The following is a 26,116-nucleotide window of genomic DNA, read 5'->3' on the forward strand; positions in this document are numbered from 1 at the left end:
AATGGCGCATGTCGAAGCGTCCTGGAGAAATGGGAAAGAAGCGTCAGTGTAGCAGAGCAGACCTGTTAGCGCTGGCCCAGGGTCGTGTCGCCGAACAGGTTCTTGTATTCGCGCGGCTGCGAGCGCCAGTACTGCGGTGGCGCCGACACGTGCGCGCCCAGCTGGGCCGCCGCATGCCAGGGCCAGCGAGGGTCGAACAGGATGGCGCGCGCCAGCGCCACCATGTCGGACTGGCCGTTGACGATGATGTCTTCGGCCTGCTGCGCTTCCGTGATCAGGCCCACGCTGATGGTGGGCAAGCCGCTGTCGCGCTTGATGCGTTCGGCAAACTCCACCTGGTAACCGGGACCGACGGGAATCTGCTGCTGAGGCGAAATGCCACCGCTGGAGACATGGATGAAGTCGGCGCCCAGCTGCTTGAGTTCCTGCGCGAAACGCACGCTTTGTTCGATGTCCCAGCCGCCCTCGACCCAGTCGGTGGCGGAAATACGCACGCCCACGGCCATGCTGGCGGGCACCGCGGCGCGCACGGCTGCATAGACTTCCAGCGGAAAGCGCATGCGGTTGTCCAGGCTGCCGCCATACGCATCGCTGCGCTGGTTGGACAGGGGCGACAGGAACTGGTGCAGCAGATAGCCATGCGCCGCGTGCAATTCGATGCCTTCGATACCGAGCGCATGCACGCGCTGGGCGGCGGCGACAAACGCGCCCTTGATTTGCAGCAAACCCATCTCGTCGAGGGCGAGCGGCACGGTTTCGCCAGGCGCGTGGGCGATGGCGGACGGAGCCACCGTTTGCCAGCCGCCCTCGGCCAGATGCACGCAGGCGCCGCCCTGCCAGGGCGCGCGGCTCGACGCCTTGCGTCCCGCATGGCCCAGTTGCACCACCAGCGGAATCGGCGCATGGCGGCGGATCGCCTGCACCACCTTGGCCAGCGCAGCTTGATTCGCATCCGACCACAGGCCCAGGTCGTCGGCCGAGATGCGCCCCTCGGGCGAGACGGCCGTCGCTTCCGTCATCAGCAATCCCGCGCCGGACAGAGCCAAATGGCCCAGGTGGATCATGTGCCAGTCGGTAGCGTTGCCGTTGTCGGCCGAATACTGGCACATGGGCGCGATGGCGATGCGGTTAGCCACCGGCAGCGGCCCCAGTGCATACGGCGTAAATAACTGGCTCATGGCGAACTCCGGAATAGGGGAAGCACCGATTCTACTGTGCTTTGGAAAGTGCGGCTTACACCTGCTTACGTTTGATACAGCGCAAGGGCTAGCCTTGGGCAGGCAGGGCCGCTAATCTGGACACATCAACAACACCCGCAATACCACCCCCAGGAGAACGCATGAACACGACGACTACCGCCAGCCGCATCCACCCCTTGATGGCCGGCGCCGCCATTTCCGTGACGGTTCTGTGCCTGGTCGGCGCGGCGTCCATCGCCGGCATCCTGCCCAATTCGCGGGCGAATGTGCCGGCCGTGCCTGCCGATGTGGCCGCCATGACGCCGGCCGGCGCGGCAGCCCTGGCAGCGCCAGTGGCAGCGCCTGTCGTCGCGCAAGCTGCTCCCGCTCCCGCTCCGGCGCCTGCACCCGTCGTGCACAAGCGTGTCGTAAATAATACGGCGCAGGCCCGTCCTGCCTACCGTGACGATGGCTACCGCGAGACGGCCTACCGCGAACCGGTGCGCCAGCAGCCGCCAGCGCCTGCGCCGGCACCGTCACAACCGAACTACGTGGGCATCGGCACGGGCGCCGTCATCGGCGGTCTGATCGGCAATCAGGTCGGTGGCGGCCGCGGCAAGGCGCTGGCGACGGTGGCCGGCGTGATCGGCGGCGGCATGCTGGGCAATGCGGTGCAGAACCAGGTTCAGCAGCAACCGCAGCAATAATCAGTCTCAGTCGTACGGGCCAAGATAGTCGAGCTTGCCCACGGCCACGCCATTGTTGCGCAAGATGGCGTGGACCATGGAGACGTGGAAATAGAAATTCGGCAAGGCAAAGCTGAGCAGGTAATCGTCGCCCGAAAATTTCTTGCCTTCGTCAGTCCAGTTCAGCACGACTTCCTTCTGCGCGCTACCGGCCATCTGACCCGCGTTGACGCTGTCGATATAGGCGATGGTGTTGGCGATGCGTTCCTGTAACTGCTCGAACGACGCTTCGTTATCCTCGAACTTCGGCGCCGGCACGCCGCTCAGGCGCTCGACTGACATCTTCGACGTATCGCTGGCGCGCTGCACCTGCGCCGTCAAGTCCAGCATGTCGGGCGCCAGCTGCGCGCCCAGTAAAATCTCGGGCACGATGCCATCTTCCTCCACATGCGCTTGCGCTTTTTCCAGCAGGGCCGATACGACCCGCAAGCCGCGGATGAAGACGGGGATGGTTGCCTGATACATGGACACGGACATGGCGGACTCCTAATAGTGAACGATGAGCCAGTGTACCCGAGGCGCCGCCTGCGGGTACGCACACAGGCTTACTTGTCCAGATTCACCTTGCCATCGGGTGCATGGCCGGGCTGTTCAGCCGTTTCCGGCTGCGGTGCTGTCTGCGGCTGCGGCTTGTCCTTGCGCTTGCCGCTGAAGAACTTCACGATGGCCGCGCCAGCGCCGACCACGGCCAGGATCAGCACTTTCTTGAAGGCCAGCAGCAGCGCCAGCAGCTTGCCGAACAGGCCCAGCTTGCTGGCCACGCCGCCGGCCACCAGTGCCGCCAAGCCATATTCAGCCACCTTGTCCGTCTTGCTGTCGAAATCCGTGTAGCGGTTACCATCGGTAAATTCCGTGAACGCCGTCACTTGCTGCATTTCCTTCTTGATCGCTTCGATCTGCTGCATGCTGGCGATCGCGTTCAGGTTCAGCACGCCTTCGCGGCCCAGCACGCGCACGTTGTAGTTCAGCGAGTGCTCGCCGCCATCGACCATCAAATCCTTGGCCCAGTACAGCTTGTGCGTATCCTTGGCATAGCTGGGTTTTTCCGCCCAGCCCATCAAATGGATGCCGGGATAACCCTGCTTCTTGCGCTCCGCATTGTTTTCCAGCACGGACGCCTGCATATCCTTGAGCAATTCGTCGTATTTGATGCTGTCCGCATCGTCATCCTTGATATGCCCTTCCTTTTCATACGTGACGATGACACCCCAGCTATCGCGTTCGAGCACGCTGGTCTTGGCGGGCACGATCATGCCCAGCGATACCATGCCCGGAGGATTGCCCCAGGCATCAACCAGCACACGCTCGGCGTCCGTCGGCGACAGATAACGGAAGTTGGCGGGCAAATCCAGGGTGGCGATGCCGCCCGGCAAGGTAATCTTGCCGCGCTGCAGGTGCAACTGGGCGAGGAACTGCTCGGCCGTCATTTCCGGTGCGGCGGCCTTCTCCTCGGCAGGGGCGGCGGCCGTGAAGCCGGAGAGGGTCAGGCACAGCAGGGCTGTCAGCAGGCGTTTCAACATGATCGGTCCAAAAAATTGCAAAGGGTAAATATTTTAAACCAATCAATTGCTTAATGGATAATTATTTCCGTGCGGCATTTTTTCATGAAAAAAACGCCAGGCGGGTTTCCCCGGCTGGCGCCAAATGCTGTGTGAGGACTGGACGATCAAGCCACGCGCACCACCATCAATCCGGCGCGCAAGCCCACCCGCACGTCCGGGTTGGGAAACACCACCAGCTCTTCCGCGTGCCGCACCGTGTACACATGGTCGCCATCGCTGGCGATCACGGCATGCTGCGGCAAGGACGTGAAATTCTGCGTGCTGCGATCGAAAGCCATGCGGAATTCATCGCTGTGCTTGATGATTTCCTGCGCCACCTTGAACACGTGCGGTTGCGCCTTGACGGGCTGCGCAGGCAGCCCGCGCAGCAAGCCATTCAGCGCCCGCGACACGTCGTCGAACAGCGATAAATCGTTCTGCCCCAGGGTGCCCACGCGGCCCAGTTCCACCGTGCTGGCGGCCGCGCCGCAATGCTCGGCCGAATAATAACTGTAGGTGCCGGCCGACTGCGGGTTCATGATGATGGCGCCGATGGCCGCCTGGCCCAGCCAGGCTATCAGCTGCGCCTTGGCCTCGTCGGCCACCAGGTCCGGCACGATGGCAAACGTGGGATACACGGAAGGCCGGATGGCCGTGTGCAAATCCAGGTGCCAGCGCACGGAGCCCGCCGCGTCAAAGAACGCTTTGGTCGCGGCGATCATTTCATCGGCGCGCGCACTTTCCGCCGCTTGCGCCAGGCTGCCCCGCACGGGGCGGAACATGCGATTGAGGTCGGCGTCAATAAAACGCTTGCCGGCACGGATCGCATCGACATTGCCCACGCAAACGAGCAAGTCGACGGCCAGTGCCGACGCATCGCGCGACAAGGCGTCGAGCAGATGCGCGAGCACTTCGATCGGCCCCGTCTCGTCGCCATGCACGCCGACAGAAACGGCCACGCTGGGGCGGCCCTCGTCGGCTTGCGGCTTGACGACCTGCAGCATGCCGGGCGCCGGCAAGGCCACCGTAAAACCGGCGTTGGCGAACAGCTGTGCCACGCCGCTGAAATCGGCCTGCGCCAGCGCCTGCACGGCTGGCGGCAAGCCGCCAGCGCCCGGCACTACCTGGGTTACTACTTGTGTTGCTTCTTGCGTCATTACACCGCCGCTTCCACTGTCACTTTATTCACTGCCTCGGAGAGCGTCCACACGTCCAGCATGGCTTGCTCCAGTTCCGTCGCCGCCACATAGGCCGACAGGCCCAGCGCGCCCGTCACCGCATCGACGGCCTGGCCCGCATTGCCTTGCTCGGCGCGCGCCAGCACCTGGGTCAGCAGACGCTGTTGCGTGCGGCGCAGGGCTTGCTGCGCGTAGTTGCGCAACTGTTCCTGCGACTTGCCTTGCGCGGCCAGCTTCAGGCCACGCTCCAGGGTGTCGATACCCGCCTGGCTGCGCAGGGCCAGGCCCACTTGCAGGAAGGCGGCCAGGTCCATCGAGGCAGGGCGCGGCACGGACAGGGCCGGGAACAGGAAGCCGGCGACGACTTCCAGCGCATCGACCGCATCCCACGCCTGCACGAAGGCGGGCGTCAAGCCCGGCACCAGCGCCGCTTCCGACTTGATGCCGACGGCTTTGAGCAGCTCGCGCTTCGATTCCGCACCAAACAGGCAAGTCAGCTCGGCCAGGCCGGCGCCGCGCAATTGCTCGGCCGGCACGGACAGGACACCGGCGATCATCGTCTGCTGCAGCACGCGCGTTTGCGCATCGACCCTGATCGACACGTCGCGCGGCACCGTCAGGGCATCCGCGTCGAGCGCGTCGAACACGGGCGCCAGGTTCAGCGCCACCCATGCCTGGCCCCAGGCCAGGATCACGGCCGACTCGTCCACGCCATGTTCCGCCGCCAGGTTGCGGATCATCAGCGGGCCGCAGCGGTTGATCACTTCATTGGCCAGCACGGTCGCCAGGATGGCGTTGGCCAGCGGATGGTCGAGCGCCGAACGGGTTGCCACCAGCAAGGATGGGAAGTAAGGCTTGAGCACCGGCTCGGCCCACGTTTCGTCCGTCAGCGGCAGGGCGGACAGGATGCGCTTGAAGCGGTTCTTCACGTTGGCGATGACCACCGCCAGTTCCGGCGTCGTCAAGCCACGGCCGTCTGCCTTGCGACGCGCCAGTTCGGCCACCGATGGCAATTGTTCCAGTTCGCGCGACAGGGCACCCTCTTCTTCCAGGCTGGCGATCAGCGCGGCATAGCCATCCTGCACGGCGCTTTCGCCTTGCGCCTGCAACTCGCGCACCAGCAAATGCGTCTGCTGCGTGTTGTCGCGCAAGACCAGGCGTTCGACGTCGTCCGTCATCGCATACAGCTCGCGGTTGCGTTCGGCTTCCGTCAGCTTGCCCGCATTGACTTCCACGTCCAGCCAGATTTTCACGTTCACTTCATGGTCCGAGCAATCCACGCCGGCCGAATTGTCGATCGCATCGGTGAAGATGCGTCCGCCCGCCAGCGCGAACTCGATGCGGCCTGCCTGCGTCGCACCGAGGTTGCCACCTTCGGCGACCACTTTCACGCGCAGCTCGTTGCCATTCACGCGGATATGGTCATTGGCGCGGTCCTTCACCTGTGCGTGCGTTTCCGTCGAGGCCTTGATGTAGGTGCCGATGCCGCCGTTGTAGAACAGGTCCACCGGGGATTTCAGGATGCGGTGCATCAGCTCTTCCGGCGCCAGCGAGGTTTCTGCGATATCGAGCGCGGCGCGGATCTGCGGCGACAGCTCAATCGTGCGGGCGGAACGCGGATACACGCCGCCGCCTGCCGAAATCAGGTCCTTGTTGTAATCGTCCCACGAGGAGCGCGGCAAGGCGAACAGGCGCGCGCGTTCGTCGAACGAGACGGCGACGTCCGGTGTCGGGTCGAGGAAGATGTGGCGGTGGTCGAATGCGGCCACCAGTTTCAGCTGGCGCGACAGCAATACGCCGTTGCCGAACACGTCGCCCGACATGTCGCCCACGCCGACCATGGTGACCGGGGTGGTATTGAGGTCGTGGTCCATCTCATAGAAGTGGCGCTTCACGGCTTCGAATGCACCCTTGGCGGTGATGCCCAGCTTCTTGTGGTCGTAGCCGTTCGAGCCGCCCGAGGCGAAGGCGTCGCCGAGCCAGAAACCGCGCTGCACGGCGATGCCGTTGGCGATGTCGGAGAACGTGGCCGTGCCCTTGTCGGCGGCCACCACCAGGTACGGGTCGGCGTCGTCGAAGCAGACGGTGTCGACTGGCGGGACGATATTGCCCAGCGAGCGGTTGTCCGTCACTTCCAGCAGGCTGGAAATGAACAGGCGGTAGACGGCTTCGCCTTCGGCGGCGATGGTTTCACGCACGGCGTCCTTCGGCATCATCTTGCAGACAAAACCGCCCTTCGCGCCGGCCGGCACGATGACGGCGTTCTTGACCATCTGGGCCTTGACTAGGCCCAGCACTTCCGTGCGGTAGTCTTCCATGCGGTCGGACCAGCGCAAGCCGCCGCGGGCGACGGGGCCGCCGCGCAGGTGCACGCCTTCGAAGCGGCGCGAGAAGACAAAAATCTCGCGGTAAGGACGCGGTTCCGGCACCAGCGCCAGGCTGCTGGTGTCGAACTTGAAGATGATCTTGTCGCCTTGTTGATTGTTCTGGAAGTAGCTGGTGCGCAGGGTGGCGGCCATCAGGTCGGCCAGCGCGCCGAGGATTTCCTCGGTATCGGCGTGGTTCACGGAGGGCAGGCCGGCCTTGATGGCGGCGATCGCCTCCAGGGCGGCCGCGTGCTGCGCATCGGACAGCGAAGGATCAAAGCGCTGCAGGAAGGCTTCGACCAGGGCTTTGACCTGGGCCGGCTGCTTGCGCAGGCTTTCGGCAATGTAGCGCACCGAGAAACGGCTGCCCGTCTGGCGCCAGTAGCTGGTGTAGGCGCGCACCAGCTGCACTTCGCGCGTCGACAGGCCGCCTTCGATGACCAGGCCATTCAGGCGGCCATCTTCAGCTTCATCGTTGAAGAGTGCGGCAAACAGTTCCTGCGCCACGGCGACGACCGATGGCTGCGCCAGTTTCGCAGCGCTGGCGGCATCGACCGTCAGGCTGGTGACGAAATAGCGCGTGGTATCAAGCAGCGAAACCGAGTATGCCTGTTCGCGGTCGATGGCCACGCCCGCATTGTGCAGTGCCGGCAGGATGGTCGACAGCGGCGGCACCTTGTTGGCCGAATACAGGCGAATCGTGGTGACGGCACCCGTCTCGATGCGCACGGCCACGTGCGCCGGATCGGTATTGCGCAGGATGGTGTCAAGGTCGCGGAAGGCGACGGCCGGCGCGGTGGCGGCCACGTAGTCGAGCGGCAAGGTAGCGCAGAGTTTGCGCAGGCTGGCGCGCAGGGCCACGTCGGGCACGGCGTCGGCCACGGCGGCAAAGCCGTTATGCCAGCCATCGAGCACGCCCAAGAGCGGCTGTTCGATATCCGTTTCCAGGTCCAGCGGGTAGCGCGCGGCGTGGGCAATCAGGTAGACGCGCGCCAGGGGGCCGTCGGCCACCAGGGTCTGCGTGCTCACGTGCGTGGCGCCGGAACTGGCTTGCAGGGCTTTGGCCAGGCTCGACGCCACGCTGGCGCTGTAGCGCTCGCGCGGCAGGTAGACCAGCACGTTCAGGTGGCGCGCGTACACGTCACGGCGCGCGAAGACCTTGGTGCGCGGCTGCTTGTACAGCGAAACGACGGAACCGCATACTTGCGCCAGCCAGTCCAGCTCCGCTTCCAGCGCTTCGGTGCGCGGCAGGGATTCGAGGATTTCGCGGAACTTCTCGGCACGGAAGCCTTGCTGGCGCACGCCGGCCAGGCTCAGTACCTTGGCCACGCGGCCGCGCGCAAATGGCAGTGCCGCCAGCGGGGTGGAATTGCCGGCGCGGGTGAACAGGCCGACGAAGCAATGCTCGCCCAGGATCGCGCCTTGCGCATCCATGTCGCGCACGCCGATGAAGTCCAGCTGCTGGTCGCGGTGCAAAGTACCCGCCACGTCGGCCTTGACGATGGACAGCGCCGAGTCGCGCTTGGCCAGGGTGTCGAAGTCGCCGGGAATGTTCGCCAGGCAGGTGCCGTACACGGGGTGCGCCGTATCCTGCAGCACGCCGACGCGGCTCGGGATGTCGCGTTCGAGTTCGCGCACGCCCGGCTTGACGCGGTAATAGGCGTAGCCGAACACTTCAAAGCCGCCGCTGCGGGCCCATTCCAGGAAGGCGGCCACTTCCGCGCCCTCTTCGCCATGCTGCGCTGCAGCCGTGGCGACGCTGGCCAGGCGCTCGCTCATGGCGGCGGCATCGCGGCGCACGACGGCAGCGTCACGCGCGACCGTCTCCAGGGCGGCGACCAGCGCGGCCAGGGCTTCCGGCGCCAGCTCTTCGTCGAGCAGCACCAGCACATACGATTCGAGCGGGTCGCCCGGCTGGCGCACCGCTTCCACGCTGCCATCAAGAGCGCGGCGCACGGGCAGCACGGTATTCATCACGCCGCGCACGGCCAGGTGCTGGCGGCGCATGGCCATGACGATGGAATCGACCAGGTAAGGCATGTCTTCGTTCAGGATCAGCAAGGCGCTCGCCATGCCGCCACGGCCATCCGCATAACGCAGGGTGGCGATTTGGCAGCCGCTGCCGGTGCGCTTGGCCGCTTGCGTGAAGCCGTCGACCAGCACGGGCGCCAGGCTGTCGGGCGCGATGTCGGCCAGGTCTTCGGCGTCGAGCGAGTCGAGCCATGCCTGCACCAGCTGCACGACAGGCGCCGCCGCCTTGCCTGCATTGCCAGCCGCGTTAATCAGCTCCAGCGTTTGTGTACGCAAATCTTGTGGCGTGTGATTCATCTTGCATCTCCATTACGGTAATGTGAATGTCCAACGCTGTCGTTCGGGCTTGTGGCTGGGCGGCAGCGGTGTCAAGAGACGGGGGTCGCCCGTCCAATTCTGTGCTACGGATAGTCTGTCTCGGATTTTTTCTGTGTGTTTTTCTATCGCCTACAAGTCGTACAATCCCGGTAAGTTGAGGATGATCGTCAATTCTTCAAGCGCCGCATGCACTTCCAGCGCCAGCTGCGGGTCGGCCAGGTCGCCCGGCTCCAGATGGTCGCGGTAGTGCTTTTCCACCCACTGCACCAGCCGATGGTACAGCGTTTCCGTCATGATCACGCCCTGGTGCATGGCGCGCGCCTCGGTTTGCGTCAGAGCCACGCGCAAACGCAGGCAAGCGGGCCCGCCGCCGTTGCGCATGCTCTGGCGCAGGTCGAAATGGATCAGTTCATCGATCGGTCCACCGCTGGCCACCAGGCCTTCCAGGTAGCGCGACACGGCGCGGTTTTCCTGGCATTCCTGCGGGATCACCAGCGCCATCTTGCCGCCCTCTTTCGTCAGCAGCTGGCTGTTGAACAGATAGCTGCTGACGGCGTCCGCGATCGGCACCTGGCCCGTGTCCACGCGCAGCGCGTCCAGTTGCGCGCCCGTGGCGGCAACGGCGCGGCGCAGCTGCGACAGGCTTTCCCCTTCATCGGCAAACGCCTGCTCGTGATAGAACAGCACATTGCCATTGCCGACGGCGATGACGTCGTTATGGAACACGCCCTGGTCGATCACGTCCGGATTCTGCTGTACGTACACGGTGCGCTTCGCATCCAGGCCGTGCAATCGCGCCACGGCTTGCGACGCTTCCAGGGTCTGGCGCGCCGGATAGCGCTTCGGCGACGGCGCGGAAGGATCGAACTCCACGCGACCATACACGAACAATTCAACGGACGGCGCGCCGTGGCTCGCACCCAGGCGCGTGTGGTTGGCCGCGCCCTCGTCGCCAAAGGCGGGCGTCGACGGCAGCGCGTCGTGCACGGCGAAGTGTTTTTCGTCGCTGAAAATGGCGCGCAGGCTGCGCGCCGACTGCGCGTGCTCGAAGGCGCGGTGCAGCTTGTTATTCAGGTTGGCGGCCGTGAAATGCACGCGGCCATCCTGCGTGTCTGCCGACGGGCTGACCGTGGCGGCATTCGCCGTCCACATGGGCGAGGCGGAATAGGCGCAGGCCAGGATGACGGGCGATTCCTGGTAGGCGCGCGCCAGCACCTCGGCGTCCGTGCCCGTGAAACCGATGGAGCGCAGCAGGCGGAAATTCGGCCGGTCCTGCGGCGGCAGCAAGGCTTGCGCAAAGCCGCGCGCGGCCAGGGCGCGCATCTTGGCCAGGCCCTGCAAGGCGGCCTGCTTCGGATTCGAAGCGCTTTTCACATTGCTGAACGAGGCCACGTTGCCGAACGACAGTCCGGCATAGTTATGCGATGGCCCGACCAGGCCGTCAAAATTGTATTCGCGCGTGCTGTGCATGGGGGGCTTGTCCTTTAAAACTTAAAAATTCAGACCGGGCGACAGCTTGGCCGGCAGTTCCAATACGCTGTTCTCGATCGACGCGACCGGGTAGGCGCAATAGTCGGCTGCGTAATACGCGCTAGGACGGTGGTTGCCCGACTTGCCGATGCCGCCAAACGGCGCCGTGCTGGCCGCGCCCGTGGTCGGACGATTCCAGTTGATGATGCCGGCGCGCGCGCGCGTTTGAAAAGTTTGCCACAGGGCAGGATCGTCGGACAGCAGCGCCGCGGCCAGGCCGAATTCGGTGGCGTTGGCGACCTTCAGGGCCGCATCGAAATCGGCCACGCGTATCACTTGCAGCAGGGGGCCGAACCATTCTTCGTCGGGGATGCCGGCGGCAGCCGTGACGTCGACGATGCCGGCCGTGACAAAGCCCGCCTCGGGATTCAACTGGCGCATCTGCAGCAGGGTGGTGCCGCCCTTGGCGACCATGTCCGCCTGCGCCTGCACCAGGCGCGCGGCTACGGCACTGGACACCACTGGCCCCATGAACGGCTGCGGCTGTGCGTCAGAGGCGCCGATGCCCAGTTTCGCCGCCACTTCCACCAGGCGCGCCACAAAAGCGGCACCAAAGGCGTTGTCCTGTACCACCAGGCGGCGCGCGCAGGTGCAGCGCTGCCCGGCCGAGACAAAGGCCGAGAAGATCGCGTGGTGCACGGCGGCGTCCACATCCTTCACGTCCCATACGACGAGGGCGTTGTTGCCGCCCATTTCCAGCGCCAGCATCTTGCCCGGCTGGCCGCCGAACTGGCGGTGCAGGCTGATGCCGGTCTGGCAGGAACCCGTAAACAGCACGCCGTCGAGGTGCGCATTGGCGCCCAGCGCCACGCCCGTGTCGCGTCCGCCGTTGACGAGGTTGACGACGCCAGTCGGCAAGCCCGCCTGCTGCCACAGCTGCACGGTTTTGATGGCCGTGCGCGGCGCATATTCGCTGGGCTTGAAGACGATGGTGTTACCGGCGATCAGGGCCGGCACGATATGGCCGTTCGGCAGGTGGCCAGGGAAATTGTACGGGCCGAAGACGCCGAACACGCCATGCGGACGGTGGCGCAGCACGGCGTCGCCATCGGCGATCTTGCTTTGCGTGATGCCCGTGCGCGCGTGATACGACTGTACCGAGATATCGATCTTGTTGGCCATGGTGGCCACTTCCGTGCGCGATTCCCACAGCGGTTTACCCACTTCTTCCGAGATCAAGAGCGCCAGCGCTTCGGCATGCTCCTTCAGCAGTTCGCGAAAGCGCACGCAGATGGCGATGCGTTCTTCGACGGGCGTATCGGCCCACGCTTCAAAGGCGGCGCGGGCGGCCTGGCAGGCTTGCCCGACTTCGTTCTCTGTCGCTTCCAGGCTGGCCCAGGTCTGCTTGCCGTTCGACGGATCGATGGTGACGAGTTCGCGGCCCGTGCCCGGCAGCCAGGCGCCGTTGATGAAGTTCGATTGCGTGGTATTCACATTAGACATGGGGATGCTTCCTCGGGTTGAGTGACAAGGTGCGCACGGTATCGCCGTGATGGCAGCGCAGCAGATGCAGTTCATCGTCGTCCAGCGCGAGCTTGCCGCTGTGCGGATTGGCGCTGGTGACGATCATGCGGAAATCTTTCAGGTCGGTGTTCGACACCAGGTAAGGTTCGGCCTGGGCGGCGTCGCCGCACGCTTCCGACGCAGCCCCGGCGTCGAGCACGGCCGGCATACTGTCGCGCATGGCGCGCAGTTCGGAGACGCGCGCCTGCAGCACGGGACCGGCGTCGAAAATGTCGACATAGCCTTCGAAGTGCAAGCCTTCCTGTTCCAGCAAACGGCGCGCGGGCGCCGTGCTCAGATGCACCTTGCCGATGACTTCCTGCGCCTCGTCGGGCAGGTAGGCCACGTACATGGGCTGGCGCGGCATCAGTTCGGCGATGAACGATTTCTTGCCCAGGCTGGTCAGGTCGTCGACGTGGTGGAAATCCATCTTGAAGAAGTGGCGGCCCAGGCCTTCGTAGAACGGCGAGCTGCCGTCCGGCGCCTGGTAGCCGCGCATTTCGGCGATCAGCTTTTCCGTGAACAGGTGCGGGAATTGGGAGATGAACAGAAACCGGCTTTTCGACAGCAGCTTGCCGTTGTTGCCGCTGCGGTAATCGGGGTGCAAAAACAGCGAGCACAGTTCCGTGCTGCCCGTCAGGTCGTTCGACAGGTACAAGGTTTCCATGCGCGTAAACACGTCGAGTTCGCGGCTGGAATGGACCAGGGTGCCGATGCGGTAGTTATAGAACGGCTCTTCCAGGCCCACGGCGCCCTTGATGGCGCACACGCCGGCCAGGCGGCCCGTGTCGGTATCCTCCATGACGAACATGTAGTCGCGCTTGTCGGGCGCGATGGTTTCGGCGAACGAGGCGCAGGCAATCGCCAAGCGGTCGCCCAGCATTTTCATGTCCGGCTTGAGGGTGGTCATGCCGGTGCCGACCTGGCTGGCCAGGCCGTACAGGGCATCGAGGTCATTGGCGTTGATGGCGCGTACTACTAGCATAATGTTCTCTCGGTTAGATGCGCACGCAAATGACGCTGTCGCCTTCGGCCACGGCCAGCGCTTCCAGCAGCTCTGGCGGCAAGCCAACGGTGTCCTGCGCTTCGAGCGCATCGCAGGTGAAGGTGACGGCGCGGAAGTTGCGCTCCGCGCCCGAAGCGATCGCGTAATGCACTTTCAGGCCCGTGCGGCTGGGCGTGACGCCTGCGACCACGCGGCGCGTGAGCGAGCCCGTAAACGAGCGCAGCGCATGCTTGTGCGCCTGCAGGATCGGGCCGCCATCGAAGATGTCAATGTAATCGTCCGCTTCAAAGCCTTCTTCCGTCAGCAAATTGAACGCCAGTTCGCCGCTCGGGTGGATCTGGCCCATGGCCGCCTGCGCGTCGCCGGGCAGCAGCGGCACGTACACGGGGTAGTGCGGCATCAGTTCGACGATCAGGGTGCGGTTGCGCGCGCCGCCGATGACTTTTTCGGCATCGAGGAAATCCATCTGGAAGAACTTGCGGCCCAACGCGTCCCAGAACGGCGACTGGCCGTTGGCGTCCGTGATGCCGGCCAGCGGCACGAAGAAGCGATCGCCGAAACGGTGCGGCGCAAGCACGGCGAACAGCAGCCGCGCGCGCGACAGCAGGGCCGCTTCCAGGCCCGCCTGCTCCATGTTGCGCACAAAGAAGCCGGACAGCTGCGAGTACGCCGTCAACTCCGAGCACAGGGTCAGCGCATGCACGCTGTGGCTGATGTTCAGGTCGCGCGAGACTTGCTGAATGACGTCGTTGCGAAAGGAAAAATAGGTGCCGTTCGAGCCAGCCGAGGCGAAGATGGCGGCCGTACCGGCAATGCTCTTGTCGAACAGGGATTCAAGCACGAAGAGATACGACTCTTCGCTGGGGATGTCGACATGGGCGGCAAACGAGGCGATGGAGCGCTCGACGGAGGCGGCGATTTTCTCGCGCGTCTTCGGCAGGGTATGGACACCCGGCATGGTTACCGCGGCCAGCGCTTCGAGGGCTGCAATATCCGCAATTTCTACCGGACGGACAACATACATGGGTACTCCTTCAATGCTGACGATGCTGGGGGTAGAACCAAGCCGGCCCGCAGCAAAGCGGCGGGCCGGTGATCAAACAGGGAGCGAGGCTAGCCTCAGGCTTTCAGCATGCCGTCGATGGCGGCGCGCAGCAGACGGCCCGCTTCGGCAATCTGTTCGTCCGAGACGATCAGGGCCGGCGCCAGGCGCACCACGTCCATGCCGGCGATCAGCACCATCAAGCCTTGCGCTTCGGCCGCTTTCTGGATGTCTTTCGCGCGGCCCTTCCAGGCATCGCTGACGACCAGGCCCAGCAGCAAACCGCTGCCGCGCACCACGGAGAACACTTGCGGGTAATCCGTGATCAAGCCTTGCAGCATGGCGATGGTGTTGACGCTGGCTTCCTTGACGCGCGCCAGGAATGCCGGCGTGTTGATCGTCTCCAGCACGGTCAGGGCCACGGTGGCGGCCAGCGGGTTGCCGCCGTAGGTGGTGCCATGGGTGCCGACGGCCAGGGTTTGCGCCAGTTCGTTGGTGGTCAGCATGGCGCCGATCGGGTAGCCGTTGCCCAGCGCCTTGGCGGCCGTCAGGATGTCCGGCGTGACGCCATAGCCCATGTAGGCAAACAACGCGCCAGTGCGGCCCATGCCGCTCTGGACTTCGTCGAAAATCAGCAGCGCGCCCGTCTTGTCGCACAGGGCGCGCAGTTCCTTGAGGAATTCCGGATTACCCGGCACCACGCCGCCTTCGCCCTGTACCGGCTCGACGATCACGGCGCACACGTCATCGCCGATGGCGGCGCGCGCCGCTTCGATGTCGTTGTAGGCGATATGGTCGATCGACGGCGGCAGCGGCTCGAAGCCTTCCGTGTACTTGGCCTGGCCGCCGACGGAGACGGTAAACAGGGTGCGGCCGTGGAAGGAGCTGAAGCACGAGATGATGCGCGACTTGTGCGCGCCGAACTTGGTGTGCGCGTACTTGCGTGCCAGTTTCAGGGCCGCTTCGTTGGCTTCCGCGCCCGAGTTGCAGAAGAAGGCGCGGTCGGCGAAGGTCGCTTCCGTCAGGGCCAGCGCCAGGCGCAGCACGGGCTCGTTGGTGTAGCCGTTGCCCAAATGCCACAAATTATTGATTTGCTTGGTCAGCACGTCGACCAGGGCCGGATAGCAGTGGCCCAGGCTGTTGACGGCGATGCCGGAGGTGAAATCGAGGTAATGCTTGCCCGACTGGTCCCACAGGTCCAGTCCGGAACCGCGCACGGGCACCATGGCTGCAGGGGCGTAGGTAGGAACGAGGACCTGGTCAAAGGTTTCCCGGGTGACTGGACGAGCCGTTACGGTCGAATCAAGCTTGGCATTCATAGCATTTCCCCATCAATATGTTAGGTACTCCGCAGCTACGACAGCTACGTGTGTACTGCATTATAAAAAGCGGGATGCTAAAACTCTTTTGAATCTGCGACAAGGATTTTCACAATTCATCACAGCTCAATGCGCCAGACGTCAGGCCGGCGGCATCAGCTTTCTTTGCCGCTCTTCACGCGGCGTATTGCCAAACAAGGCGCCAAACGCCGTGGAAAAGTGCGAGCCGGAGGAAAAGCCGCACATCAGGCCCACTTGCACGATGGAATAATGTGTATCAAGCAACAATTGCCGTGAGCGCTGCAGACGCAGCTCCAGGTAGTAGCGCGACGGCAGGCTGCCCAGGTATTGCTTGAACAGCCGCTCCAGCTGGCGCCGCGACAGGCCCACCAAGCTGGCGATGTCGTCGGTCGACAGCGGTTCCTCGATATTGGCTTCCATCAAGGTCACCGCTTCGGACAGTTTCGGCTGCAGCACGCCGAAGCGCGCCTGCAGGGCCACGCGCTGGCGCTCTTCCTTGCCGCGCACCTTGTCCACGCACAACGCTTCCTTGACGAGCGCCTGCACGTCGGCGCCAAAGATGGTCTCGATCAGGGTCAGCGAAAAGTCGATGCTGGCCGCGCCGCCGCAGCAGGTGATGTGGGGGCCGTCGATGTCGAACAGGTGCGGCGTCAGGATGGCCCGTTCCGCCTTCGCTTCCGCATCGGCATACAGGGCCCATGGCAAGGCGATGCGCACGCCATCCATGACGCCCGCGTCGGCCAGCCACAGCACGGCCGCGCCCACGCCGCCCCAGAACGGCGCCGAACGGCAGCGCTCGATCACGGCCCGGCACAGCTCGGCGCGCAGCGGCGCCTGCGTTTCATCGGCCACCAGCAGCGCAATATGCCAGTTGCCGCCCTGCGCGGCCACCTGTTCCGGCGTGCGCACGTCCAATTGCAGGGCATCGGGCCCCAGCGCCCGCGCGCACAGGCGCAGCGGCTGCACCAGGCCAGCCCAGGTGATCGACTCGGCATCGCCGGCATGCACCAGCAGCAAACGCAGCGGTTTGTCGAGGCCGATACGGGAAAGATTAGCGAAGGACATCGGCGGGGGCGGGATCGGGGCAAGGGCTGAGTTGCCCACATGATACCGGACTTCCGCCCCATCCAGCCCCTGCCGCGACAACCCGCCGGGACGCGGCGGAAAAAAGCGGGGCGGAAGGATATAATCACACCCATGGGTGAACGATATTTAAAAAGTATCCGGCTGCTGGCCGAATGCATGCAAGGCTTCGAGCGGTTTTCTAGCGACTTCGTGCGCCAGTACGGCTTGACGCATGCGCAATTCGACATCATTGCCACGCTCGGCAACACTTGCGGCATGTCCTACAAGGAACTGGGCCAGAAAACCCTGATTACCAAGGGTACGTTGACGGGCGTGGTGGACCGGCTGGAACAAAAGGGGCTGGTGATACGCGAACGTTGTCCACACGACAAGCGTTCCTATTACGTGCGCCTGAGCTGCGAAGGGGAACAGGTGTTCCATGACGTGTTCCCAAAGCTGACACAACAGGGCCAGCGCCTGTTCGACGGCTATACCGAAGACGATTTCATGCGTCTCGAAAGCACCCTGGCGGGCTTGAAACACGCCATCGCCAACGGCCACGGCTGACCATTCACCAAGCACAGACATTCAAACAAGACAAAGGAAACCAAGTTGAAAACCTCACTGCTCGAAGGCAAAAAGCCTGCTCATTTCGATAAACACATCATCGGCAACCTGCTGCTCAACGCCAGCACGCCGGAACTGGTACGCCAGGAAAAACTGATCATCGGCGTGCGCAACGAAGACGGCGAAATCTACCGCCTGATCGGCGCCACCAAGCACAACAGCTTCATGAACGCTGTCGAGGAACTGTTCGACCTGGGCTTGACGGATGAACTGGAAGACAGCGACGAGCTGGTGGAAGGCTGCGACGCGATCTTCAGCGAAGTTCTGTAGTAGCGCTGAACAGGACCTGCTGCGCAGTCGTCCTGTCCAGCGCTGTGACGATCGCTGTCGTTAAAAAAAGGCATGTCAACAATATAGGCATGCCTTTTTCCGTTTACGGGGCTTTACTTGCCTTTTACTCGCTTGTTTGCGAAAAGATCACGGTTAAAAAGTTCCGTACGGAAATATTGCGAGTATAATTTTTTCAATGAACAGACTCGACGCCTTTAAAAGCATCGCCGCGCAAGCCGCTCGTGGCGAGCTGACCTTTCCTGCCAATGTGGACGCTTCGCTCAAGCTGCAAGAGGCGCTGTCCGATCCCGACTGCCATATCGAGGCCGCCGCCAAGCTGGTGCAGGCAGACCCGCTGCTGGCGGCGCGCACGGTGGCCATCGCCAATTCGGCGGCGTTCAACCGTTCCGGCAATGAAATCACCAGCGTGCGCAATGCCGTGCAGCGGCTCGGCGTGCGCACCCTGCAATCGGTGGTGGCATCGCTGATCGTGCGCCAGCTGGGCAGCACCATCACCGATCCCGCGCTGCAGGCGAAGGCCAACCAGCTGTGGGAGCATACGGCCCACGTGGCGGCCCTGTCGCAGGTACTGGCCCGCCGCGTCACCAAGGTGGATCCCGATACGGCCCTGTTTGCCGGCATCATGCATGAAGTGGGCGGCTTTTATCTGCTGTCGCGCGCGGCCGAATTCCCCGGCATCCTCGACGGCGAACCGCAGGACTGGGTCGAACATGGCGAACAGGCCATCGGCCATGGCGTCCTGACCAAACTGAAGGTGCCGGAAGCGGTAATGGGCGCCATCGATGCGCTGTGGGAAGGCTTGCGCGCCATTCCGCCCGAATCGCTGGGCGACACCCTGCTGCTGGCGAATGACCTGGCGCCCGTCTCGTCCCCGCTCAACGAAAGCCCGGCCGCCATCGCCGTGCGGGCCGCCCGCGCCGCGCGCAGCATCGATTGCCTGATCGGCGACGATGCGACCTTGTCAAGCATCATGGAAGAATCGGATGATGAAGTGCAGTCGCTGCTGAAGGTGCTCGTGCACTAGCCTGCAGGCTTCTTGGCCGCTGGCGGCGGTGCCGCCGGCTTGACCGTTTCGACGATCAGCACATGCTTGTCCATGGCCTGCGTTCCCTGCTTTTGCTGGGCGACCTGCGTGGCGACCGCCCTGGTACTCAACAGCGGTTTCGGATGGCGTGGCATGAACATGGCGTACCTGCTGGAAGTGGGATGTGCCCATTTGTGCGGCGATTATCAGATTATCAAGCCATTTTTATACGCCAGACAAAAAAAAACCCGCTCGAAAGCGGGTAAAGTCCAAAGCTAGGGATGTCCTGAAAGAGACAGCTCTATCTTATGCGGTGCGCCGCGCCGGCTCCGTGCGCTGGCACACTTAGCGCGCAGATTATCCCGGCAACAGTTCCACGTCCGTTTCCTGCCAGGCGCGCAGTTGCCGCACGCGGGCAAACCACGCCTGGATATGCTGGTACTGCGCCAGCGGCAGCCGCACGGCCTCGCTGTACATCAGCGGCGCGGCCACGGCGAAATCGGCCAGGGTCAAGGCATCGCCGCAAAGCCAGTCGCGGCGCGCCAGATGCGCGTCCAGCACCACGGCGCATTCATGCAGGTCGCGCTCGCCACGCGCCTCTTCCAGCGGATCCGCCGGACCATTGCCTGTCATGCCCTTCCAGGCGCGTTCCCAGGCCAGCACGCTGATGGCGGGCGCGAAGTGCTGCGCGGCCCAGAACAGCCAGCGGTTGACGTCGGCGCGCGCCTGCGGCGCCTGCGGATAAAGCGTCTGGCCCGGCACCTGCTCGGCCAGGTATTGCATGATGGCGCACGATTCCCACAGGAGGAAAGCGCCATCGGCCAGCACGGGCACCTTGCCGTTCGGGTTCAGTTCGAGCAGGCGGCGGCGGTCGTCCGCATTCATCAGGTCGACTTCGGCCAGTTCCAGCGGCAGACCGAGGTGGATCGCCGTCATCAGGGCACGGCGGGCATTCGAGGACATGGGGTGGTGGTACAGGCGCATGATGGATGGCTCCGGTGAGTGAAGAAGCCACCATCGTAGTTGCCGTCACTGACAATTTTTGTCAGGAGCGAAATCAGGATTCGGGGTCGATATCATGCACCTTGCGCCAGGCATCGAGCAGCACATGGCGGCGCGTGGGATAGCGCTCCTCATGCTGCTGCACGCTGGCGATGCGGTCGATGCGGAAATGCCGGTAATCGCCGCGCAGCTCGCACCAGGCGGCCAGCAGACGCTTGCCCTCAAAAAAGGCCAGGGCAAACGGCCACACCGTGCGCGAGGTGGCGCTGCCATGCTCATCCTGATAGGCGAGCGTGAGCTTCTGTTCGTAGCGGATCGCCTCGCGCACGGGCTGCACATACCGGTCGGCCGGGTCGGCCGGCTGCGTGCCGTCGGCGGGGCGGCCCAGCGGCACCCACAGGCTGGTCTCGGCCATGCTGTCGCGCAGGTCGCGCGGCGAGGCGGCCGCGATCTTGGCCAGGGCATTGCTGGCCGCCTGCGCCAGGCCCGCATCGCCCTGGCGGCGCACCCAGCGCGCGCCCAGCACCAGCGCTTCCAGTTCATCGGCGCCGAACATCAGCGGCGGCAGGAAGGCGCCGCGGCGCAGCACGTAGCCGATGCCCGCCTCGCCCTGCAGGGGCGCGCCCAGTTCGGCCAGGGTCTGGATATCGCGGTAAATCGTGCGCTCGGAGACACCCAGCTGCTGCGCCAGCTGGGCCGCCGTGACGGGCACGCGCCTGGCGCGCATAGCGTCCATCAGCAGGAACAAGCGGCCGCTGCGGCTCATGGGCAGGCCCGCAAGGCCTGGTCGCCCATGACGAGGGCGGACAGGGCCGGCACGTACAGATAACCGTCGGGCGCCAGGCGCGATGCGCGCGGCCCCTCTTCCACGCCGGCGATACCGTAGCAGTGCGCCAGGCGGGTTGCGGCCGGCCACCAGTAGACGGCGGCCTCCTGGTCGGGAAAGCGCTGGCGCACGCTCTCGGCCTGCGCCGCCACTTGCGCAAAGTCGCCGTAAAAAGAGGAAGCAATGCCCAGTTCCGCGGCAAACGCCGCTTCCTGCGCCGCAGTCTCCGTCAACCGGGCCGCCAGCGCCGCCGTGTCGCGCTCCAGGTCTTCGGCCGCCACGCCCGCCTCGGCCAGGATGCGGCGCATCTGTGCCGGGCTCGCCTGCGCGCGCAGGAACGCCGACTCCTGCAGCGCCAGCACGGCGCCGCCGGGGATGCTTTTGTGTCGCGCAGCCGGGAAGACATACAGGGCGCAGCTGCCCGCACACACCGTGTCAACGGCAATGTCCCATTGCTGCTGGCGCAGGTAGCGGCCCAGCTGCATGGCCGCCTGCGGGTCGCCTGCGTCGCTATTCACGCGCAACAGCGTCGTACCCGGCGTGGCCAGCTGCCGCAACGTGTCCACGTCGCCGCCGGCAATCGGGCCGCGCAGGGCGATGCCGTCACTGCCACTGCGGCTGAACTCGGCGGCGCCGGCCAAGATGCCGATGCCTGCCATGATGCCCATCACAATCAAACGCTTCATCGTCATCCACCATAAAAAAAACGACCACCGCAAACGGTGATCGTTCTTCATTCGACCTGCAAAAAACCTACGCTTACACCACGGCGCCGTCGGTTTCGTCTTTTTCCTTGATCGGCTTGATCAAGTCTTCGCGCTTGACGCCCAGCCACATGGCGATCGAGGCCGCGACGAACACGGACGAGTAAATACCGAAGCAGATACCGATGGTCAGCGCCAGCGCGAAGTGGTGCAGGGTCTGGCCGCCGAAGACCAGCATCGACAGCACCATCATCTGGGTCGAGCCGTGGGTGATGATGGTACGCGAAATGGTGCTGGTGATCGCGTTGTCGATCACTTCATGCACGGAAGCCTTGCGCTGCTTGCGGAAGTTTTCGCGGATACGGTCAAAGATCACCACCGATTCGTTGACGGAATAACCGAGCACCGCCAGGATCGCCGCCAGTACCGTCAGCGAGAATTCCCACTCGAAGAAGGCGAAGAAGCCCAGGATGATCACCACGTCGTGCAAGTTGGCGATAATGGCCGAGACAGCATATTTCCATTCGAAGCGCACGGCCAAGTAAGCCATCACGCCGAGAATTACCACCACCAGCGCGTTCAAGCCGTTCTGCTTCAGTTCCTCGCCCACTTGCGGACCGACGAATTCAACCTTCTGCAGTACCACCGCTTCATTGCCGGCGGTGTCCATGCAGGCGCTCTTGATGACGTGCTCGCCCTTTTCGGTGACGGTGTCGACGCCCTTGGTCGTGCCTTGCTCGGCCTTGCACAGGGCTTCAAACACGCGCTGCGAGGTATTCGCGGCGCTGACGCCATTTTCCACCGGCAGGCGGATCATGACGTCGCGCGCCGTATCGAAGCTGGTCACGCCCGGCTCTTCATAACCCAGGCCGATCAAGGTGCCGCGTATGCCTTCAAGGTTGGCCGCTTTCGGGTACTTCACCTCCATCACGGTGCCGCCCTTGAATTCCACGGACAGGTGCAAGCCCTTGTGGAACAGGAAGAAGACGGCGGCAAGGAAGGTCACGGCCGAAATCACGTTGAAAATCAACGCATGGCGCATGAAGGGAATATCTTTTTTGATCCGGAAAAATTCCATGAAATCCTCTGAGTTCTATTCTGTGCATCCGGCGGCTGGGCCACCGGACGCGATCGCTGTTGACGCTATTGGGTAAGGCTGGGCCGTCGCTTATTTGCTGGTGCCCGGCACCCACACCGTGCCGATCGACAAGGTCGTCAGCTTTTTCTTGCGGCCATACCAGAGGTTGACCACGCCGCGCGACACGAACACGGAGGAGAACATCGAGGTCAGGATACCCAGGCAATGCACGACAGCGAAGCCGCGCACGGGACCGCTGCCGAAGGCCAGCAGTGCCAGGCCGACGATCAGGGTGGTCACGTTCGAGTCCAGAATCGTGGCCCAGGCGCGGTCGAAGCCGGCGGCGATCGCCGCTTGCGGCGTATTGCCGGCGCGCAGCTCTTCACGGATACGTTCATTGATCAGCACGTTGGCGTCAATCGCCATGCCCAGCGCCAGCGCGATAGCGGCGATACCTGGCAAGGTCAAGGTCACCTGGATCATCGACAACAAGCCGACCAGCAACAGCAGGTTGGTGGCCAGGGCCAGCACGCTGAAGGCGCCGAACAGCATGTAGTAGGCGATCATGAAGATGGCGATGGCGATGAAGCCGTACAAGGTCGAGTGGAAGCCTTTGGCGATGTTTTCCGCGCCCAGTTGCGGTCCGATCGTGCGTTCTTCGATGACGGTCATCGGTGCCGACAGGGCGCCCGAGCGCAGCAGCAGCGCCAGTTCATTCGCGTTTTCCGCGCCGCCCATGCCGGTGATCTGGAAGCGCGAACCGAGTTCCTGCTGGATGGTCGCGACCGACAGCACTTCCGGCTTGCCCTTTTCAAACAGCACGATGGCCATCCGCTTGCCCACGCGTTCGCGCGTCGCTTCGCGCATCTTGCGTCCGCCGTCGCCGTTCAGATCGATCGACACGGCCGCTTGCTGGTTCTGGTCGAAGCTGGCCGTGGCGCTGGAGATATAGTCGCCCGTCAGGATTACGTCTTTCGCCAGTACGACAGGGACGCCCTTGCCGACGGTGAACAATTCCGAGTTGAACGGAATGGCGCTCGACAGTTCGGTGCCAGGCACGATGCTTTCATCGACCAGACGCACTTCCAGGGTCGCCGTGCGGCCGATGATGGCTTTCGCGCGGGCCACGTCCTGTACGCCAGGCAATTGCACCACGATGCGGTCGGGACCTTGCTGCTGGATCAGCGGCTCGGCCACGCCCAGCTCGTTGACGCGCTTGGAGAGGGTGGAGATATTCTGTTTCACGCCTTCGTCGATGGTAGCCTTCAGGGCCGCCGGCTTCAGGGTGATGTTCAATTTCAAATCGCTGCCTTCACCCGCATCGGCGAACGCCAGTTCCGACATCTGGTCGGACAGCACATTTTTTGCCTTCAGGCGCGTTTCCGCGTCGCGGAAGTTGATTTGCACACTGTCGCCCACGCGCTCGATGCCGGCGTGGCGGATATTCTTGTCGCGCAACACGCTACGCGCGGCGGACTGGACGCCCTGGACTTTCTTGTTCAGTACTGCTTTCGCATCGACCTGCATCAGGAAGTGCACGCCGCCGCGCAAGTCCAGGCCCAGGAACATGGGCAAGGCATGCAATTTTTGCATCCACATCGGGGTATTGGCTTGCAGATTGACCGTCACGATATACGCAGGGTCGCTGGCATCGGGATTCAGGTCCTTTTCCAGCACCAGTTTCGCCTTGAACTGGGTATCAGGATCGGCGAAACGCACGCGCACGGAGGCGAGGTTGCCGGCGCCATCCATGGTGACACCTTCCGACTTGACGTTTTCTTTCGTCAATATTTGCTCGACTTGCGTCATCAGCTCGCCCGTCACCTTGACGGTCGACTTGCCGCTGGTTACTTGCAGCGCCGGTGACTCACCGAAATAATTGGGCGCCGTATAGAGTGCGCCCAGCAATAAGGCGACGACGATGATGATGTATTTCCAGGCAGGATAGCGATTCATAGTGATTCAGCGTTCAGTGTTGAGCGTCGGAGGCGTCGCGAGGGGCGGCCGATAGCCGCCCCGGTCATCATTGCCGAAGCAATGACAGCGAGGAATTACAGTGCCTTCAGGGTGCCTTTAGGCAGCAAGGTGGTAATGGAGCTCTTTTGCACCGTGATTTCGGTGCCGACCGCCACTTCGATGGTGACGTAAGCGTCCACTACCTTGACAACACGGCCCAGCATGCCGCCGGCGGTGACGACTTCGTCACCCTTGGCCAGCGCGTCCATCATCGCCCGTTGTTCTTTGGCGCGTTTTTGCTGTGGGCGGATCATCAGGAAATACATGACCACGAACATCAATACCAGCGGCAGGAAGCTGGTCAGGTTGCCGCCGAGGCCCAGGGCTTCGGTTGGGGCTTGCGCATAAGCGTTGGAAATGAAAAACACGGTGACTCCAGTTCTAATCAGTTTGAAAAAATAGCGCTGTATTCTAGCATTGGCTATACGCCATAACCCGAATTGCAGCCATGGCAACTTTAAATGGGGCTAAAAAAGCATTATGCAATGCTTTATCGCCCCCGTCCAAGCACCAATACACAAAACTTCCGGCCATGCTGTTGCCAGAGCGCAAGCTAAGGTTTTCTTAAGTTCCGCGTGCGCGTTCCGCGTGGAATTGCAGGGTAAACGCGTGGAAACGGTCTTCGTCCAGCGCCTCGCGCATCTGGCGCATCAGGTCCAGGTAGTAATGCAGGTTGTGGATGGTATTTAAACGCGCGCCGAGGATTTCCTTGGAGCGGTGCAGATGGTGCAGGTAGGCGCGCGAAAAATTGCGGCAGGCGTAGCAGCTGCAGGTCTCGTCGAGCGGCGCCTGGTCTTCCTTGTACTTGGCGTTCTTGATCTTGATGTCGCCAAAACGGGTGAACAGCCAGCCATTGCGGGCGTTACGCGTCGGCATGACGCAGTCGAACATGTCGATGCCGTTCGACACGCCCGCCACCAGGTCTTCCGGCGTACCGACGCCCATCAGGTAATGGGGCTTGTTGGCCGGCAAACGCGGGCCCACGTGGGCCAGCATGCGCATCATGTCTTCCTTCGGCTCGCCGACGGACAGGCCGCCGATGGCGATGCCGGGGAAATCGATCTCTTCGAGCTTGGCCAGCGACTCGTCGCGCAGCATTTCGAACATGCCGCCCTGCACGATGCCGAACAACGCATTCGGGTTTTCGCCGCGGTGGAACTCGTCCTTCGAGCGTTGCGCCCAGCGCAGCGACATGCGCATGGACTTGGCCGCTTCCTCGATGGTGGCCGGACGGCCCTGAATTTCATATGGCGTGCATTCGTCGAACTGCATGACGATGTCGGAATTCAGGACGCGCTGCACCTGCATCGACACTTCCGGCGACAGGAACAGCTTATCGCCGTTGATGGGCGAATTGAAATGCACGCCCTCTTCCGTGATCTTGCGCATGGCGCCCAGCGAAAACACCTGGAAACCGCCCGAATCCGTCAAAATAGGCTTGTTCCAACCCATGAAGCCGTGCAAGCCGCCGAATTTCTCCATGACGGTGTTGCCTGGACGCAACCACAGGTGAAACGTGTTGCCCAGGATGATCTGCGCGTCGATCTCGTTCAGTTCCAGCGGCGACATGGCTTTCACGGAGCCGTAAGTGCCCACTGGCATGAAGATCGGCGTCTGCACGACGCCATGGTTGAGTTTCAAGGTGCCGCGGCGTGCCTTGGTCAGGCCGCTCGTGTCGGTCTTGAGTAGTGTAAATTCCAGCAT

Annotated in this window: 23 protein-coding genes; 4 read left to right on the top strand and 19 right to left on the bottom strand. The window is 63.4% G+C overall.

Annotation, left to right across the window (positions count from 1 at the left end):
* Positions 1-65 precede the first annotated feature (65 nt).
* Positions 66-1,178 carry an NADH:flavin oxidoreductase/NADH oxidase gene (locus AC07X6_RS18535; protein ID WP_494791951.1) on the bottom strand — a complete coding sequence of 371 codons (1,113 nt, stop codon included), beginning with the start codon at positions 1,176-1,178 and terminating at the stop codon, positions 66-68.
* Between the two features lie 161 nt (positions 1,179-1,339).
* Here AC07X6_RS18535 and AC07X6_RS18540 point away from each other — a divergent pair, with 161 nt between their 5' ends.
* On the top strand, positions 1,340-1,885 hold the full coding sequence (locus AC07X6_RS18540) for a glycine zipper 2TM domain-containing protein (protein WP_494791952.1): 546 nt from the start codon (positions 1,340-1,342) through the stop codon (positions 1,883-1,885).
* Between the two features lie 6 nt (positions 1,886-1,891).
* Here the strand turns inward: AC07X6_RS18540 and AC07X6_RS18545 are convergent, their stop codons facing one another.
* From AC07X6_RS18545 to AC07X6_RS18590, 10 genes are all read right to left on the bottom strand, one after another.
* Positions 1,892-2,401: a DUF1993 domain-containing protein gene (locus tag AC07X6_RS18545; protein ID WP_494791953.1), complete on the bottom strand. Its 510-nt coding sequence runs from the start codon at positions 2,399-2,401 to the stop codon at positions 1,892-1,894.
* Positions 2,402-2,469: 68 nt separating this feature from the next.
* Positions 2,470-3,444, bottom strand: a complete 975-nt coding sequence (locus AC07X6_RS18550) for a DUF2167 domain-containing protein (RefSeq protein WP_494791954.1) — start codon at positions 3,442-3,444, stop codon at positions 2,470-2,472.
* Between the two features lie 146 nt (positions 3,445-3,590).
* On the bottom strand, positions 3,591-4,622 hold the full coding sequence (locus AC07X6_RS18555; RefSeq protein WP_494791955.1) for a succinylglutamate desuccinylase: 1,032 nt from the start codon (positions 4,620-4,622) through the stop codon (positions 3,591-3,593).
* A complete protein-coding gene (locus AC07X6_RS18560) occupies positions 4,622-9,337 on the bottom strand; it encodes an NAD-glutamate dehydrogenase domain-containing protein (protein ID WP_494791956.1) in 4,716 nt (1,571 codons plus the stop codon). Before AC07X6_RS18560 ends, AC07X6_RS18555 begins: the two co-directional genes overlap by 1 nt.
* 150 nt (positions 9,338-9,487) lie before the next feature.
* Positions 9,488-10,828: an N-succinylarginine dihydrolase gene (astB, locus tag AC07X6_RS18565; RefSeq protein WP_494791957.1), complete on the bottom strand. Its 1,341-nt coding sequence runs from the start codon at positions 10,826-10,828 to the stop codon at positions 9,488-9,490.
* Positions 10,829-10,849: 21 nt separating this feature from the next.
* Complete coding sequence (astD, locus tag AC07X6_RS18570; protein ID WP_494791958.1) at positions 10,850-12,331, bottom strand: succinylglutamate-semialdehyde dehydrogenase; 1,482 nt, start codon at positions 12,329-12,331, stop codon at positions 10,850-10,852.
* Complete coding sequence (gene astA, locus AC07X6_RS18575; RefSeq protein ID WP_494791959.1) at positions 12,324-13,376, bottom strand: arginine N-succinyltransferase; 1,053 nt, start codon at positions 13,374-13,376, stop codon at positions 12,324-12,326. The genes astD and astA overlap by 8 nt, the downstream gene beginning before the upstream one ends.
* A gap of 13 nt (positions 13,377-13,389) precedes the next feature.
* A complete protein-coding gene (locus tag AC07X6_RS18580; RefSeq protein ID WP_474293348.1) occupies positions 13,390-14,421 on the bottom strand; it encodes an arginine N-succinyltransferase in 1,032 nt (343 codons plus the stop codon).
* 95 nt (positions 14,422-14,516) lie between these two features.
* Positions 14,517-15,758, bottom strand: a complete 1,242-nt coding sequence (astC, locus tag AC07X6_RS18585) for an acetylornithine/succinylornithine family transaminase (RefSeq protein ID WP_230539223.1) — start codon at positions 15,756-15,758, stop codon at positions 14,517-14,519.
* 141 nt (positions 15,759-15,899) lie between these two features.
* Positions 15,900-16,844 carry a GlxA family transcriptional regulator gene (locus tag AC07X6_RS18590; RefSeq protein ID WP_230539224.1) on the bottom strand — a complete coding sequence of 315 codons (945 nt, stop codon included), beginning with the start codon at positions 16,842-16,844 and terminating at the stop codon, positions 15,900-15,902.
* 132 nt (positions 16,845-16,976) lie between these two features.
* Between AC07X6_RS18590 and AC07X6_RS18595 the strand changes: the two genes are divergently transcribed.
* From AC07X6_RS18595 to AC07X6_RS18605, 3 genes are all read left to right on the top strand, one after another.
* Positions 16,977-17,411, top strand: a complete 435-nt coding sequence (locus AC07X6_RS18595) for a MarR family winged helix-turn-helix transcriptional regulator (protein ID WP_494791960.1) — start codon at positions 16,977-16,979, stop codon at positions 17,409-17,411.
* A 45-nt stretch (positions 17,412-17,456) separates the two neighbouring features.
* Positions 17,457-17,741: a hypothetical protein gene (locus AC07X6_RS18600; RefSeq protein WP_230539226.1), complete on the top strand. Its 285-nt coding sequence runs from the start codon at positions 17,457-17,459 to the stop codon at positions 17,739-17,741.
* Between the two features lie 196 nt (positions 17,742-17,937).
* A complete protein-coding gene (locus AC07X6_RS18605) occupies positions 17,938-18,786 on the top strand; it encodes an HDOD domain-containing protein (RefSeq protein WP_230539227.1) in 849 nt (282 codons plus the stop codon).
* Here AC07X6_RS18605 and AC07X6_RS18610 read toward each other — a convergent pair.
* The 8 genes from AC07X6_RS18610 to tgt form a co-directional block, all read right to left on the bottom strand.
* The gene (locus AC07X6_RS18610) at positions 18,783-18,947 is read right to left on the bottom strand and encodes a hypothetical protein (protein WP_230539228.1); all 165 of its coding nucleotides are present in this window, start codon (positions 18,945-18,947) and stop codon (positions 18,783-18,785) included. The two genes, AC07X6_RS18605 and AC07X6_RS18610, sit on opposite strands and share 4 nt — an antisense overlap.
* 196 nt (positions 18,948-19,143) lie before the next feature.
* Positions 19,144-19,770 carry a glutathione S-transferase family protein gene (locus AC07X6_RS18615; RefSeq protein ID WP_494791961.1) on the bottom strand — a complete coding sequence of 209 codons (627 nt, stop codon included), beginning with the start codon at positions 19,768-19,770 and terminating at the stop codon, positions 19,144-19,146.
* A 73-nt stretch (positions 19,771-19,843) separates the two neighbouring features.
* Positions 19,844-20,554, bottom strand: coding sequence for a helix-turn-helix transcriptional regulator (locus AC07X6_RS18620; RefSeq protein WP_494791962.1), 711 nt, complete (start codon positions 20,552-20,554; stop codon positions 19,844-19,846).
* Complete coding sequence (locus tag AC07X6_RS18625) at positions 20,551-21,300, bottom strand: hypothetical protein (protein WP_494791963.1); 750 nt, start codon at positions 21,298-21,300, stop codon at positions 20,551-20,553. Before AC07X6_RS18625 ends, AC07X6_RS18620 begins: the two co-directional genes overlap by 4 nt.
* 73 nt (positions 21,301-21,373) lie before the next feature.
* A complete protein-coding gene (gene secF, locus AC07X6_RS18630) occupies positions 21,374-22,396 on the bottom strand; it encodes a protein translocase subunit SecF (RefSeq protein WP_230539232.1) in 1,023 nt (340 codons plus the stop codon).
* A gap of 90 nt (positions 22,397-22,486) precedes the next feature.
* Positions 22,487-24,352, bottom strand: a complete 1,866-nt coding sequence (gene secD, locus AC07X6_RS18635) for a protein translocase subunit SecD (RefSeq protein ID WP_070290808.1) — start codon at positions 24,350-24,352, stop codon at positions 22,487-22,489.
* A 95-nt stretch (positions 24,353-24,447) separates the two neighbouring features.
* Entirely contained in the window at positions 24,448-24,780 is a 333-nt protein-coding gene (gene yajC / locus AC07X6_RS18640; RefSeq protein WP_494791964.1) for a preprotein translocase subunit YajC, read from the bottom strand.
* Between the two features lie 196 nt (positions 24,781-24,976).
* Positions 24,977-26,116, bottom strand: a complete 1,140-nt coding sequence (gene tgt / locus AC07X6_RS18645) for a tRNA guanosine(34) transglycosylase Tgt (protein ID WP_034745502.1) — start codon at positions 26,114-26,116, stop codon at positions 24,977-24,979.

It is taken from the genome of Janthinobacterium sp. GW460-12-1-14-LB5 (assembly GCF_059423585.1).